Annotated in this window: 13 protein-coding genes; 3 read left to right on the top strand and 10 right to left on the bottom strand. The window is 67.2% G+C overall.

The window, feature by feature from the left end:
• Window positions 1-47: 47 nt before the first annotated feature.
• Genes WAN02_RS32350 through WAN02_RS32325 form a run of 6 tightly spaced genes read right to left on the bottom strand, consistent with a single transcriptional unit; the run spans window position 48 to window position 5,056 of the window.
• A complete protein-coding gene (locus WAN02_RS32350) occupies window positions 48-770 on the bottom strand; it encodes a class I SAM-dependent DNA methyltransferase (RefSeq protein ID WP_422269442.1) in 723 nt (240 codons plus the stop codon).
• On the bottom strand, window positions 757-1,068 hold the full coding sequence (locus WAN02_RS32345) for a lycopene cyclase domain-containing protein (protein ID WP_422269441.1): 312 nt from the start codon (window positions 1,066-1,068) through the stop codon (window positions 757-759). Before WAN02_RS32345 ends, WAN02_RS32350 begins: the two co-directional genes overlap by 14 nt.
• 46 nt (window positions 1,069-1,114) lie before the next feature.
• Window positions 1,115-1,435 carry a lycopene cyclase domain-containing protein gene (locus tag WAN02_RS32340; protein ID WP_422269440.1) on the bottom strand — a complete coding sequence of 107 codons (321 nt, stop codon included), beginning with the start codon at window positions 1,433-1,435 and terminating at the stop codon, window positions 1,115-1,117.
• Window positions 1,435-2,397, bottom strand: a complete 963-nt coding sequence (locus WAN02_RS32335; protein WP_422269439.1) for a phytoene/squalene synthase family protein — start codon at window positions 2,395-2,397, stop codon at window positions 1,435-1,437. The genes WAN02_RS32340 and WAN02_RS32335 overlap by 1 nt, the downstream gene beginning before the upstream one ends.
• The gene (crtI, locus tag WAN02_RS32330) at window positions 2,394-3,923 is read right to left on the bottom strand and encodes a phytoene desaturase family protein (RefSeq protein WP_422269438.1); all 1,530 of its coding nucleotides are present in this window, start codon (window positions 3,921-3,923) and stop codon (window positions 2,394-2,396) included. The genes WAN02_RS32335 and crtI overlap by 4 nt, the downstream gene beginning before the upstream one ends.
• Window positions 3,920-5,056, bottom strand: a complete 1,137-nt coding sequence (locus tag WAN02_RS32325) for a polyprenyl synthetase family protein (protein ID WP_422269437.1) — start codon at window positions 5,054-5,056, stop codon at window positions 3,920-3,922. Before WAN02_RS32325 ends, crtI begins: the two co-directional genes overlap by 4 nt.
• Window positions 5,057-5,320: 264 nt before the next feature.
• On the opposite strand from WAN02_RS32325, the gene WAN02_RS32320 reads away from it, so the two are divergent.
• Window positions 5,321-5,944: a TIGR03085 family metal-binding protein gene (locus WAN02_RS32320; RefSeq protein WP_422269436.1), complete on the top strand. Its 624-nt coding sequence runs from the start codon at window positions 5,321-5,323 to the stop codon at window positions 5,942-5,944.
• 8 nt (window positions 5,945-5,952) lie between these two features.
• Here WAN02_RS32320 and WAN02_RS32315 read toward each other — a convergent pair whose 3' ends face one another.
• The 4 genes from WAN02_RS32315 to WAN02_RS32300 are packed head-to-tail and all read right to left on the bottom strand — an operon-like array spanning window position 5,953 to window position 10,967.
• Window positions 5,953-7,311 carry a TIGR01777 family oxidoreductase gene (locus WAN02_RS32315; RefSeq protein WP_422269435.1) on the bottom strand — a complete coding sequence of 453 codons (1,359 nt, stop codon included), beginning with the start codon at window positions 7,309-7,311 and terminating at the stop codon, window positions 5,953-5,955.
• A 37-nt stretch (window positions 7,312-7,348) separates the two neighbouring features.
• Entirely contained in the window at window positions 7,349-8,593 is a 1,245-nt protein-coding gene (locus tag WAN02_RS32310) for a glycosyltransferase family 4 protein (protein WP_422269434.1), read from the bottom strand.
• The gene (locus WAN02_RS32305) at window positions 8,590-10,173 is read right to left on the bottom strand and encodes a 1,4-alpha-glucan branching protein domain-containing protein (RefSeq protein ID WP_422269433.1); all 1,584 of its coding nucleotides are present in this window, start codon (window positions 10,171-10,173) and stop codon (window positions 8,590-8,592) included. The genes WAN02_RS32310 and WAN02_RS32305 overlap by 4 nt, the downstream gene beginning before the upstream one ends.
• Window positions 10,170-10,967, bottom strand: a complete 798-nt coding sequence (locus WAN02_RS32300) for a class I SAM-dependent methyltransferase (RefSeq protein WP_422269432.1) — start codon at window positions 10,965-10,967, stop codon at window positions 10,170-10,172. The genes WAN02_RS32305 and WAN02_RS32300 overlap by 4 nt, the downstream gene beginning before the upstream one ends.
• A 251-nt stretch (window positions 10,968-11,218) precedes the next feature.
• Here WAN02_RS32300 and WAN02_RS32295 point away from each other — a divergent pair, with 251 nt between their 5' ends.
• Together WAN02_RS32295 and WAN02_RS32290 are read left to right on the top strand one after the other, a co-directional pair.
• Entirely contained in the window at window positions 11,219-12,019 is an 801-nt protein-coding gene (locus WAN02_RS32295) for an electron transfer flavoprotein subunit beta/FixA family protein (RefSeq protein ID WP_422269431.1), read from the top strand.
• A gap of 36 nt (window positions 12,020-12,055) precedes the next feature.
• A complete protein-coding gene (locus tag WAN02_RS32290; protein WP_422269430.1) occupies window positions 12,056-13,012 on the top strand; it encodes an electron transfer flavoprotein subunit alpha/FixB family protein in 957 nt (318 codons plus the stop codon).
• Window positions 13,013-13,170 lie beyond the last annotated feature (158 nt).

Here is a 13,170-nt window from a genome sequence, read left to right as displayed (position 1 = left end):
GTTCAGGCCCGGTGCCGCCGGAAAGGTGCGGCGACGGCGATCGGTGGTCACGGCGCATCTCCGAGGAACGTGTGCGCTATCTGGGTCTCCCAACCCGGCATGGTCTCGCTGCGCACCGCGGTGAAGCCCGCGTCGCGCAGTCGCTGCCGGAATTGCGTTGCGCCGTCGAATGTCACCACGCTGCGCCACAAATGCTTGTACAGTGTCGCGTCCCCGGTGTGCAGCCAGCCGGAGGGAATGATGATGCTCCAGCAGACCGCGTGCCACACCAGGGTCGCGGCCCGCGAGTCGCGTACCGAGTAGTCGTGCACCGCCAGCGTGGCGCCGGGCGCCAACAGGTTGCGCAGCGCCTGCAGCTGGGTGTCGGGATCGGACAGATTGCGGATCAAATACGCGGCCAGGATCCCGTCGAACGGGCCGACGATTCCGTTCTCGGCCAGGCCTTCCACGGGCGTGTGCACGAACTGGACCGACGAAGGCCACGATTTGTTCTTCGCTTCGTCGAGCATTCCCCCCGACGCGTCGATCGCGGTGATCTCGGCATGTGGGGCGACACTCAGCAGCGCCGCCGTGGACGCGCCGGTGCCGCAGCCGGCGTCGAGCAACCGCAGCCCGCGGCCGTGATCGGGCAGCAGCAATCGCTGTGCCGAAAGGCGAAGGTGGGCATGGTATCCCGGACTGGCGCCGACGAGTCGATCGTAGGCGTGCGCGCCCACGTCAAAAGCGGCCGGCACTTCAGCGCGGGGCAGACCGGTGTTACCGACGTTCACGTTGTCGTTCCCATAGCAGTAGGACCGCGGTTACCAATGCGAAGCCGAAGAAGAAGTCTTCGATCGGTATATCGAACGGAAAGCGGATGCCGCTGGTTTGCCGATTGTCGTACACCACGATCGGGGCACTCAGCTTGGTCAACCAGCCGTCGACCAGAATCTGGAAACCGATCACGATCAGCATGGACAGCCAGTAGGCCGGGCGCCGAAAAAGCCCGGTGCGCAATACCGTCAACTCCAGCACACCGACGGCAAGCGCCGCCACGACGGCGGGGGCGGTGTAACCGAGGCCCGTCATCTGCGCCGCTCCTCAGCATCGCTGCGCTCTGCGTCGTCGCCGACGGTCATCGGCGGTTGACCCGATTGAGGATGGCGCTCACCGCGTTGTAGGTCAGCAAGGCGCACAACGGAATCACCAAAAAGAACAGCACCTCCTCGATCGGCATCCGAAACGGGATATTCACGCCGGTGACGTATGCCGGGTTGTACGTCCACAGGTGGGCGCCGATAGCCACCTCATCCCAGAGTACGAAAACGGCGGCGACGGGTAGCACTGCGCGCGCGGCCCGCAACAGATGACGGTAGACGCCGGGGCGAAAGGTCTCCAGCGGCAAGGTGATCGCCAGGCAGGCCGCCAGAACGATGAGATACTGCCAGTGATCCACTACGCCACACCGGATCTGCGACCGTCCGATGCAGCCGGGTGCGTCAGCCGGGCTCGCCATGAACGCAACAGGCCGGCGCCGGCGACGCGCAGTCGTCGGCCGTTGCCGACGGTCGCGCGCTGGCTGAACACCGCAAAGTCGCAGTCCTCGATGCGGTCAAGGATTTCCGAGTACAGCGTCAGCGCGGTCGCGACGCAGGGCCGTGACCGTGGTTCCAGCATCGCGACACCGTCTGCGGCGTAGCGGTACACCTGGCGCGCGACATTGTGCTGATCGGCCAACGCGTTGCGGACCCGGCCATCGGTCCGGCGATTGTGGTGGCACCACATCAGCACGTCGCGGTTGACACCGTGGGCCGCCAATTCATCGGCCGGCAGGTAGACACGTTGCCGCATCAGGTCTTCGTCGATGTCCCGCAAGAAATTCGTCAGCTGGAAGGCTCTGCCCAACGCCGCCGCGTGCGGAGCGGCCTCGTCAGCCGGGCCGACCGTGCCCAGTATCGGAAGCACTTGCAGGCCAATCGCTTCCGCCGAACCCTTCATGTAGAGGTTGAGCGCGGGCCGGTCCGGATAGTCGGTGATCGTCAGGTCCATCCGCATCGAGTTCAGGAAGTCGTCGAACAGGTCGTCGCCGATGGCGTAACGCCGTGCGGTGTGGCGCACGGCGGCCAGCACCGGGTTGACCGGGTGTTCGTCACCGGAAAAGAAGTCGTCGGACAACTCCCGGAGCCGGGCCGCCCGGGTCGGCGTGTCCAGGGCCGGATCGAAATCGTCGAGAATGTCGTCGGCGTAACGGGCGAAGCCGTAGAGCGCATGGATCGGCGGGCGCTGATCGGGCGCCAGGAGTCGGGTGGCCAGAAAGAAGGTGCGGCCGTGGGCTGCGTTGAGGGTGCGACAGCGCCGGTAGGCACCGCGCAGGTCAGGATCTTCGATGCCGGCCGCGGTCAACTCGGTGCGGATCACGAGCGACCAGCTTTCGCAACGACCGTTCGCTTCGACCCGTCGACGATGTCGGTGATGCGGTCGGCGGCCAGTCGCCCGGAGATCATCGCGGTGGGGACCCCGACGCCGGGGACGGTCGACGACCCGGCCAGCACGGCATTGTCGATGCCCCGCACCGTGTTGGCCGGACGGAACGGCCCGGTCTGGGCGAACGTGTGGGCCAGTGCGAACGGGGTGCCCGCGATCATCCCCTGACGGGCCCAGTCCTCTGGGTTGACGACGTGCAGCACCTCGGCGCCATCGCGAAAGCCCGGAATAAGCCGCGCGCCAACGGTGTCGATGAGCTGCTCGGTGTAGCTGTCGCCGAGGTGCGACCAGTCGACCACACCGTGGGTGAGGTTCGGCGCCGGGGCGAGCACGTAGAACAGCTCGCTGCCGCGGGGCGCCAGGCTGGGGTCGCTGGCCGTGGGCCTGGTGACGAGCAGGGACGGATCTTGCATCAGCCTGCCGTCACGGATGATGTCGGTGAAGGTCTGGTCCCAGTCCTCGCCGAAGACGATGTTGTGGTGTGCCAGTGAGTGATCCGGCGACGGCGCCTGGCGTCGGCCGATGTGCGCGACAACGGCCGACGGTGCCGGCCGAAGACGTCCGATGCGACGAGGTTCGCGGCCTAGCAGGCGGTAGGTGGTCGGCAGCTCGGTGGTCAGCACCACGGCGTCGCAGGCGACGCACTGATCGGTGTCGGTCCGTACGGCTGCCACGCGGCTGCCGGTGCGCTCCAGGCCGGTGACCGTGGCGCCGTAGACGAAGCGGACTCCGGCATCGGTGGCGGCCGCGGCCAGCGCGTCGGGCAAGGCCCGCATGCCGCCACGCGGAAAGTAAACACCCGAGATGGTGTCCATATAGGCGATCACCGCATACACCGCAAGGGCCTTCTTCGGCGCCACGCCGGCGTACAGCGATTGGAAGGTGAAGACGCGCCGCAACCGATGGTCGGAGATGTGCCGATTGACCATGGTGTCCCACTTGCGGAACCCACCGAGTGCCGTCAATCGGGCCAGTTGCGGATTAACCAGCGATAGCGGGGAATCGAAGTTCTCGGCGATGAAGCCGTTGAACTCGGTCTGGTAGAGCCGGGTCAGCCAATCGCGCAGCTTCCGATAGCCCGCGGCCTCTTTGGCGCCGGCGAATTCCCGGATGGTGTCCGCCATGAGGTCGGCGTCGCTGTGCACGTCCAGACTGCTACCGTCGGCGAACTGCGCACGGTAAGCCGGATTCACCGTCATCAAATCCAGTCGGGCCGAACGGTTTTCGCCGACCGCGGCAAAGGTGTCATCGATGATGTCGGGCATCGTCAGTACGGTCGGCCCGGTGTCGAGCTGATAGCCGCCGACGTCGAGGCGTCCGGCACGTCCGCCGGGCCAGTCTTCTCGTTCGACCACCGTGACCTCACGGCCGCGCCCGGCCAGATGCAGCGCCGCGGACAGCCCGGCCAGACCGGCGCCGACCACGACCACCCGGCTGTTCGGCCCCGCTACGGTTCTCATTCGGTGCGCTCCGAGCAGACGGCAGCCATGTTCGCCAACCCGGCCCGCACCGGCTCGCCGATCCGAAGATCGTCGAGCTCATTGAGCGCGGACGAGACCCGGCTGCTGATCATGTCTTCGATCCTCTGCACAGCGCCTGTCGTAACAATCAACGTACGCCAACGCTCGAGGGCATTGTCGTCGAGATCGCCGGTGTTCATCAGCTCGGTGAGCTGCCGGCGGGTCGGCGGATCGGCCAGGTCGTGTGCGGCGATCACCACGCTGGTGGCCTTGCGTTCGATGAGATCTTGGCCACTTGGCTTGCCGGTCACCGCCTCGGCGCCGAAGACCCCCAACAGGTCGTCGCGCAGCTGGAATGCTTCGCCCACCGCTTCGCCGTAGCGGCCCAGGCCGCAGATGGTCCGATCGCTGCACCCGCTCATCGCCGCGCCGATCTCCAGCGGCCGACGCACGGTGTAGTTGCCCGATTTGCGCCGCGCGACCTCCAGCACGGTATCCATCGACGGCAGGTCGCGGATATCGCTTGCCAGATCAGCGAATTGGCCGAGTGCGAGTTCGGTGCGCATGGCGTCGTAACGCGGCCAGGCCTGCTGCAGACGGCGAAGATCGACGCCGCTTTCGCGCAGCATCTGTTCGGCCCAGATCAGACAGAGATCGCCCAGCAGGATCGCCGCCGATTCGCCGAATCGCTCCGCCGCGCCGGACAACTGCCGATTTCGATGCCATTGGCTGAATTGGATGTGCGCGGCGGGACGACCGCGGCGCGACGAGGCAGCATCCATCACGTCGTCCTGCAGCAGCGCGAACGCGTGCAGCAACTCCAATCCGGCCGCGGCGAACAGCGCCTCGTCGCTGTCCTGGGCGCCGGCCAGCCAGCCCAGATACATGTAAGTCGAGCGCAGACATTTGCCGCCCGCAACGAATTTCACCAACACGTCGCCGGCCACTTCCACCCCTGACTCATCGAGTTCGGCAGCGCAGCGGCCGGTAACGAACTCGGCCAGATGCGTCAAGACCTTGCGGCGCAACCCGATTCGCCATGCGTCGAACTGCGCGGGATCTGACCAGGATTGCGGGTCGCGCTCGGCAGGCTGCGCGGATGGCGCTAACGACAGCGCACGCACCTCACCCACCGAACCCCCTCTCGAAGGATCGGGTCGCAACCAACCCGTACGACCCAGACTCACGGGCTATACCTCCCAAACGACGAAGACAAACACGCCCGCCCCCTAGATTAACTTCACAACTTGAAAGTTTAACTTACTGAACATCTGGCCGCCTCGCCAGCGATATCTCGCCTAGGGTGGGTCCATGACCCGCGCCGACGACGATGCGGTGGGGGCGCCTCCAGCCGCGGAGCGGCGAGGGGGACTAAGCGATGCGAAGGAGTGGCGCTGATGACCGCAGCGCAGCGTGAACGAAGCGCACTCGTGAGCACGTTTCGCCAGGTAGGGCCCGACGCGCCGACCCTGTGCGCAGGTTGGAAAACCCGCGATCTGGCCGCTCACCTGGTCGTGCGGGAACGGCGTCTCGATGCGACGCCGGGCATCACTCTTCCTTTCCTCGCCGGCTATACCGAGAAGGTGCAGAACAAGGTTGCGCAGTCGACCGGCTGGGATGACCTGGTCGAGCTGGTGTCATCCGGTCCGCCGATCTATTCACCGTTCAAGCTGCTCGATTCGGTCGCGAACCTCGGCGAGATGTTCATTCATCACGAGGACGTGCGCCGAGCCATCGACGGCTGGCAGCCCAGAGTGCTCGACGCATCCATCGCCGCGCCGCTGCGTCGGCAGCTCGGACTGATGAGCCGGATGATGCTGAGCAGGCTGCCCGCGCGGGTCGAACTGCGGACACCCGCCGGCGAACGGATCGCCCGGGTGGGTCGCGGCGATGCGGTGACGGTGACCGGCGACCCGCAGGAGCTGTTGCTCTTCGTCGCGGGCCGCGATGCCGTGCGGGTCGAGTTCGGCGGCGACGCCGAGGCGATCGCCGCCGTCCGGTCGGCACCCCGCGGACTCTAGCGCCGGTACTACGCCGGCGCGTGGCCAAGTAGGTGCCGCAGGGTCTGCTCGAGGTCAGGGCCGCGGAATCGGTGATCTGCCTGCACCAACCGCGTCGGCAGCACCCGTTGATTGGCACACGCCAGTTCCCGCGCACCCTGCTCGCCGAGTAACACCCGCGGCCCCAACGCCGGTACCGGCAACAACGCCGGGCGATGCAGAACGTGGGCCAGTGTCCGGGTGTAGTCGGCGTTGCGGACCGGTTCGGGAGCAACCGCGTTGACCGGCCCGGACAAGTCGGTGTCCCACAGCCCGCGGTGATAGACGTCGACCAGATCGTCGATCCCGATCCAGGACAGCCACTGTCGGCCGCTGCCGAGTCGGCCGCCGAGCCCGGCAGAGAACAGCGGACGGAACAGCCGAAGTGTCCCACCAGCGGGGGACTGCACGATCCCGGTGCGCACCCGCACCACCCGCGTTCCGGCCTGCTCGGCCGGGGCCGTTGCGTTTTCCCAGTCCGCGACCACGTCGGCCAAGAACCCGTCACCGCGTTCGCTGTCCTCGGTCAGCGCCTCCTCGCCCCGGTCGTAGCCGTAAAAGCCGATGGCCGACGCGCTGATCAGCACCTTGGGCCCGTCACTCGATTGCGCGATCAGCTCAGCCAACCGGCGCGTCGGGCCGATCCGGCTGTCGCGGATCGCGGAGCGGTGTTCATCGGTGAAGCGACCCGCGATCGACTCGCCCGCAAGGTGGATGACGGCGTCCATGCCGGTCAGCAGACCCGGATCCGGGCTCTCTGGATTCCATTGGCGTTCAGCGGATTTGGTAGCCGGGCGCCGGACCAGCCGGATCACCCGGTGGCCGCCGGTGGACAGGAAGGCGGCCAACTGCGAGCCAACCAACCCGGAGGCGCCGGTGATGGCGACGGTGATCGGGGTCAATCCATGCTCGGCCGCATGCCGGTGTACGGCGAGGTCGTCGGCCAACTGGCGGTGCCGGTAACGGAACATCGACCGCAGCGCGACGGCGGGGACAGGAGTCTCAACCCGGTCGGTCAGCCGGGTCCGATCGCCGGCGACCTCTTCGAAGTCGTGGGTATGCCGCCACCGCACAGCCAGCTTGGCCGGCAACGACGCCAGGCCGTCGGCGCCGATGGCGTCGACGAAGCGGCGGGGCGGGTCGTAGCCGTCCGGTTGGTGATCGGCCACCCAGCGCAGACCACCCGGCAGGCCGAGTTCGGCGCGCCCGTGCTCCAGCGAATCAGCTTCGGTGATCAACTTCATCGGCGACCACGGCGGCGTGAGCCGAGTGAACGCGCCAGGTCGGGCATGCCAGTCGAACACCTCGTAGATCGGTGCGTCGATCACGCTCGAATACACAAGTCCCATTGCGCCGACGGTACCTGCGCATCGGACGGCGGGTTATCTAGCGATCCGGCAGCGCGTGCTCGACGATGGGCAGCCGAGGCAGCGGCTGGCGTTCCCGGCGTTTGGCCGCCAGGTACACCTGCGCCGTCTCGTCGGCCACCGTGTGCCAGTCGAAATCCGCGGTCAGTCGTTGCCGCGCGGCTTTGGCCCGGCGTTGCGCGGCCGCCGGATCGTCGAGCACGGCGATGACCGCCTTGGCCAGCCGAGTCACATCGCGTGGCGGACACGACATCCCGGTCTCGCCGTTGATAACCGCCTCGCCCAAGCCGCCTATGTTCGACGTCACCAATGGGGTGCCCGCGGCCGCGGCTTCGAGCGCCGCCAGCCCGAACGGCTCGTAATGGCTGGGTAGCACGGCGGCGTCGGCGCGATGCAGGGCGGCCAGCAGGTCGTCATGGTCGAGTCGCCCGACGAAGTGAGTTGCCTTGAGTACTCGATGTTTACGAGCCTGCTCGACGAGCCAGTCCTGCTGGGTGCCTTCACCGGCGACGGTGAGGGCGGCGCCGGGGTAGGCCCGCCGGATGCGTGGCAGCGCGGCGATCGCCTCGTGCACGCCCTTCTCGTATTCCAGCCGGCCCACGTATAACAGCTCCGGCGGTCCGGTGCGGGGCCTGCGGCGCGCGAACGGCCATCGCGCCGCCTCGATTCCGTTGCGGATCACCGTGGTCTCGGCCAGGCCGGGGCCGAACAGCTCGGTGATCTCCTCGCTCATCGATGCCGAACAGGTGATCAGCGAGTCGGATTCGCGCACCAGCCACGACTCGACCGCGTGTACCTGTCTGCTCAGTGATCCCGACACCCAGCCCGAGTGACGGCCGGCCTCGGTCGCGTGGATGGTGGAAACCATTGGCACGTCGTAAAACTCGGCCAGCGCGATCGCCGGATGGGCGACCAGCCAGTCATGCGCGTGCACCACCTCGGGTTTCCACGCGCGGTCGCGGCGCCGGTCTTTCAGCGACAACCCCGCCCGAACCATCGCGTGGCCCATGGCCAGCGTCCAGGCCATCATGTCGTTGCCGAAGGAGAACTCATGCGGGTCCTGCGCGGCGGCGACGACCCGGACGCGCTCGTTGATCTCATCCGAGGACGGGTGGGTGCTCGGGTCGGTGCCCGTGGGTCGCCGCGACAACACCACGACGTCGTGGCCGGCGGCGGCGAGTGCGGTCGACAAGTGATGGACGTGCCGGCCGAGTCCACCGATCACCACCGGCGGGTACTCCCAGGACACCATCAGGATTCTCATCGCGGCAACCTTCGTGCATCCAGCGCACCGAACAGGCCGTCGGCCCGGTTCCAGCCGTCGGCCAGGCGCTGTGCGACTTCGCGGCGGCCCGAAGCCAGCGCACCTGCGATCTCGCGGGTGGCGTGGGCATGCAGATGCGCCCGGTAGCGGGCGTAGTCCGCCGCGGAGTCCTTGCTCACCATGAACGGCCAATCGCTGGAAACGGTGAGCAGCGTCTCGCGCAATATCTGGTCGGCGATGTGGTCGCGGGGGATCGGGCCGTCCAACGTCGCGGTCTGGGCCAGCGCCTTGTCGACGGTGGACAGCGCGGTGTCGACGACTTCGGCGTTGAGTTGCACCAGGTCGGCCACTTTGTCGCCGGACCACACTTGCCAGTCCTTGCCGGAACCCCAAGAGCTGGGCGGTAATTCAACGGAATCTCCGACGAGGCCCGCGCTCACGGCGTCGCTCAGCGTGCCCAAGCGCACACCGGCTTCCGGCAGTGCCCGCAGCACCCGTTCCAGCCATACCGGGCCCTCGTACCACCAGTGACCGAACAATTCGGTGTCGAATGCGGCGACCACGTGGGCAGGTCGCCCGATGCGCGCGGATTCGGACAGGAGTCGGCCGCGGACCATCTCGACGAAATCGGCGACGTGGCTGTCGATTGCGCGATCGGCACGGTCGGGCTCGTACGGCAACTTCTTCTGCGAGGGCACGTTGCGCCCGGTGACGCGGGCCGGCTTCAAACCGGTGCGGTGGTCGTAGGTGTGGAAATCACGGTAGGCGGCGTGGCCGGGATAGCCGGATTTCGGCGACCACACCCGGTAGCTGACCTGCAGGTCGCGCCCGAATGCGATGACGTTCGAGTCGGCGACCGGTCGGCCCAGCGCGGTGTCACCATGCAGCGACGGGCCGTCGACCATGAAGTGGCCGACTCCGGCCGCGGCATAGTCGTGCTCCATTCCGGGGGCGTAGGCGCATTCGGGCGCCCAGATGCCAATTGGCTTGTGCGCCAATCGCTGCCGGGCGTCTTCCAGACCCTCGCGCAGTGCGAATTCGCGCAGCCGCGGGTTCAGTAGCGGCTGGAACGGATGCGCGAGGGGTCCGCCCAGTAATTCGACCGTGCCCGCGTCGATCAGGCCCCGCAGCAGTGGGCTGGCGCCGTGGCGCCAGTACGTGGTGAAATCCTCGAGCGCCTCCGCGGTTTCGGCGAGCTCACGAATTCCGAAGGCGCGCAATGCCTCCGGTGCTGATGCGGGCGATGTGTCTGGCCCGTCGCCGGGGCGCACGCTGGCAGCCTCGGCGGCACGCAAATGCCAGTTGGCCAGCCAATGATGCATCCCGTCAAGGCAATACGGGTCATCGAGCTGCGCCATCACGACCGGAGTGACACCCAGCGTGATCAGCCGCTGCCGGTCCTCATCGGCCAGTCTGCGTAGTACCCGCAACAGCGGCAGATAGGACGCCGCCCACGACTGGTAGAGCCATTCCTCGCCGACCGGCCAGCGGCCGTGATGGGCCAGCCATGGCAAATGGGTGTGCAGCACCAGAGTGAACAGCCCGGGCACCGGCTCCCTGGTCGACGGTGACGGTGTCACGGGCGCACCGCAATTGCCACCAGGTCCAGGCTGTCATCGATGTGATGTGCCGGCCCCGTCGCAGCCTCGACGACGTCGAAGTCGGCGACGGTGACCGCGGCGACATCGGCCAGCAGTTGGTCCGGCCAGGGCGCATCGGCGACGGCGCGCGCGATCTGGGCGTCGATGATCGAGCCGCCGTGCCGGGCGTCCATCTCGGCCAGCCGCGGCCCGTGGAACACACCGCTCATCAATACCGACGTAAAGCCGGCGTCGCGCAAAAGCTCCGTCAGCTCGTGCGCATTGAGCTCGCGAGTGTGGAACGGATTGATCGGGGTGTCGCGCCCGGGGGAGAACGTGATCCGGTTGGGGGTCGACACCATCAGCCGCCCGCTGGGCCGCAGCACCCTGAAGCATTCGCGGACGAACTGTGGCTGATCCCACAGGTGCTCGATGACCTGGAAGTTGACCACGATGTCGACCGAGTGATCGGGCAGCGGCAACTCGGCGAGGTTGCCGTGGATGACCTCCACCCGCGGGTAACGGGCCCGCACGTGCGCGACGGTGGCCTCGTCGTAGTCCAGCGCGATCACCCGGCGTGCGACCCCTGCGATCAGGTCGGCGCCATAGCCTTCCCCACAGCCCGCTTCCAGCACCTCGCGATCCGCACAATGCTGTGCCAACCGCTGGTAGACCACCTCGTGGCGGCGAAACCAGTAATTCTCCACGTCGAGACCCGGGATGGTGCGTTCACCGGTCAACGGCAGAACGGCATCGGCGGGTGCGTGGGGAACATCGGGGATGAATGCGCTCATTTGATAGGCAGGCTAACGCGTGACGACGGGTTCGCGAATGCTTCACTACAGGCTGTCCCGCGTGCGGGGCAGTGCTCCGGCCGCCAGCGGAGGCATGTGGGCTAAGAACCTGCAGGACGACCCGCTATGGTGTGAGAGCGAACCGTGCAAAGTTACCGGTCAGTAACATGCGGGTGCGGGGCGCACAAGACGTGACCTAAGTCCTGTCGCTTACGGCTGCGGGACTCACTCGAGGAGGACAAGCCACTCTCATGACGAACATCGTGGTCCTGATCAAGCAGGTCCCGGACACCTGGTCAGAGCGCAAACTCAAAGACGGCGATTGGACACTGGACCGCGAGGCCGCCGACGCCGTGCTGGACGAGATCAACGAGCGCGCCGTCGAAGAGGCGTTGCTGATCCGCGAGAAGGAAGCTGCCGACGGCAAAGAGGGGTCGGTGACCCTGCTGACCGCGGGTCCCGAGCGGGCGACTGAGGCGATTCGCAAGGCGCTGTCCATGGGCGCCGACAAGGCCGTCCACTTGCTCGACGACGGCCTGCACGGCTCCGACGTCGTCCAGACCGGCTGGGCGCTGGCGCGCGCGCTGGGCACCATCGAGGGCACCGAGCTGGTGATCGCCGGCAACGAGGCCACCGACGGCACCGGCGGCGCCGTGCCGGCCATCATCGCCGAATACCTGGGCCTGCCCCAGTTGACCCACCTGCGCAAGCTGTCGCTGGACGGCGACAAGGTCACCGGCGAGCGGGAAACCGACGATGGCGTGTTCACCATCGAGGCCACGCTGCCGGCCGTGGTGAGCGTCAACGAGAAGATCAACGAGCCGCGGTTCCCCTCCTTCAAAGGCATCATGGCCGCCAAGAAGAAGGAAGTCACCAAGCTGACGCTGGCCGAGATCGGTGTCGAGGCCGACGAGGTCGGCCTGGAGAACGCCGGCTCCAAGGTGCTGGAGTCCACCCCCAAGCCGCCTAAGACTGCCGGTGAGAAGGTCACTGACGAGGGCGAGGGCGGCAACGACATTGCGAAGTACCTGGTCGGTCAGAAGATCATCTAAGACTTGAATCCCGAACCGAAAGACACGGAATAACTCATGGCTGAAGTACTTGTGCTCGTTGAGCACGCTGATGGCGCTTTGAAGAAGGTCAGCTCAGAATTGATCACCGCGGCACGCGTTTTGGGTGAGCCCGCCGCCGTCGTGGTGGGTAAGCCGGGCACGGCCGAACCGCTGGTCGACGGCTTGAAGTCGGCCGGTGCCGCCAAGATCTACGTCGCCGAGTCCGACGCGGCGGAGAGCTACCTGATCACCCCTTCCGTCGACGTGCTTGCCGCGCTGGCCGAATCCGCCAGCCCGGCCGCCGTTTTGCTGGCTTCCAGCGCCGACGGCAAGGAGATCGCGGGCCGGCTCGCCGCCCGGATCGGGTCGGGCCTGTTGGTCGACGTGGTCGGTGTCGAGGCCGGACCCAAGGGCATCCACTCCATCTTCGGTGGCGCGTTCACCGTCGAGGCACAGGCCAACGGCGACACCCCGGTGATCAGCGTGCGGGCCGGAGCGATCGACGCCGAACCGTCCGACGGCGCAGGCGAAAAGGTCACCGTCGAGGTACCCGCGCCCGCCGAGAATGCCGCGAAGGTCACCAATCGGGAGCCCGCGGTCGCCGGCGACCGTCCGGAGCTTGCCGAAGCCACCATCGTGGTGTCCGGTGGTCGTGGTGTCGGCAGTGCCGAGAAATTCAGCGTGGTCGAGGAATTGGCCGACTCGCTGGGCGCCGCGGTCGGCGCATCCCGCGCCGCGGTGGACTCCGGCTATTACCCCGGTCAGTTCCAGGTGGGCCAGACCGGTAAGACCGTCTCACCGCAGCTGTACATCGCGCTGGGCATCTCCGGAGCGATCCAGCACCGCGCCGGCATGCAGACCTCGAAGACGATCGTCGCAGTCAACAAGGACGAAGAGGCGCCGATCTTCGAGATCGCCGACTACGGTGTGGTCGGCGACCTGTTCAAGGTCGCGCCGCAGCTCACCGAGGCAGTCAAGACCCGCAAGGGCTGATCGCACGCGAAAGCCCCCGCACGCCCAGGCGTGTCGGGGGCTTTCTGCGTTTGGCCTAGCCTGGAAGAGGTGAGCAGCGGCGGATCGGATCGTCATCGCGAGTTGGCCCGCGTGGCCGACGGCGACGGCCCCGCGGCCGGCGCCGCCCGGTCCGCGCT

The sequence above is a fragment of the Mycobacterium sp. genome (assembly GCF_049281135.1).
GTDB lineage: Bacteria > Actinomycetota > Actinomycetes > Mycobacteriales > Mycobacteriaceae > Mycobacterium.
The sequence above is the reverse complement of the archived record's forward strand: the minus strand, read 5'-3'. Positions and strand labels throughout refer to the sequence as shown.

Bases quoted from the DNA above. Each gene is read 5' to 3' on its own strand.
- WAN02_RS32345 (WP_422269441.1), bottom strand. From the start codon at position 1,068: ATGACGGGCCTCGGTTACACCGCCCCCGCCGTCGTGGCGGCGCTTGCC.
- crtI (WP_422269438.1), bottom strand. From the start codon at position 3,923: ATGAGAACCGTAGCGGGGCCGAACAGCCGGGTGGTCGTGGTCGGCGCC.
- WAN02_RS32320 (WP_422269436.1), top strand. From the start codon at position 5,321: ATGACCGCAGCGCAGCGTGAACGAAGCGCACTCGTGAGCACGTTTCGC.
- WAN02_RS32315 (WP_422269435.1), bottom strand. From the start codon at position 7,311: ATGGGACTTGTGTATTCGAGCGTGATCGACGCACCGATCTACGAGGTG.
- WAN02_RS32310 (WP_422269434.1), bottom strand. From the start codon at position 8,593: ATGAGAATCCTGATGGTGTCCTGGGAGTACCCGCCGGTGGTGATCGGT.
- WAN02_RS32300 (WP_422269432.1), bottom strand. From the start codon at position 10,967: ATGAGCGCATTCATCCCCGATGTTCCCCACGCACCCGCCGATGCCGTT.
- WAN02_RS32295 (WP_422269431.1), top strand. From the start codon at position 11,219: ATGACGAACATCGTGGTCCTGATCAAGCAGGTCCCGGACACCTGGTCA.
- WAN02_RS32290 (WP_422269430.1), top strand. From the start codon at position 12,056: ATGGCTGAAGTACTTGTGCTCGTTGAGCACGCTGATGGCGCTTTGAAG.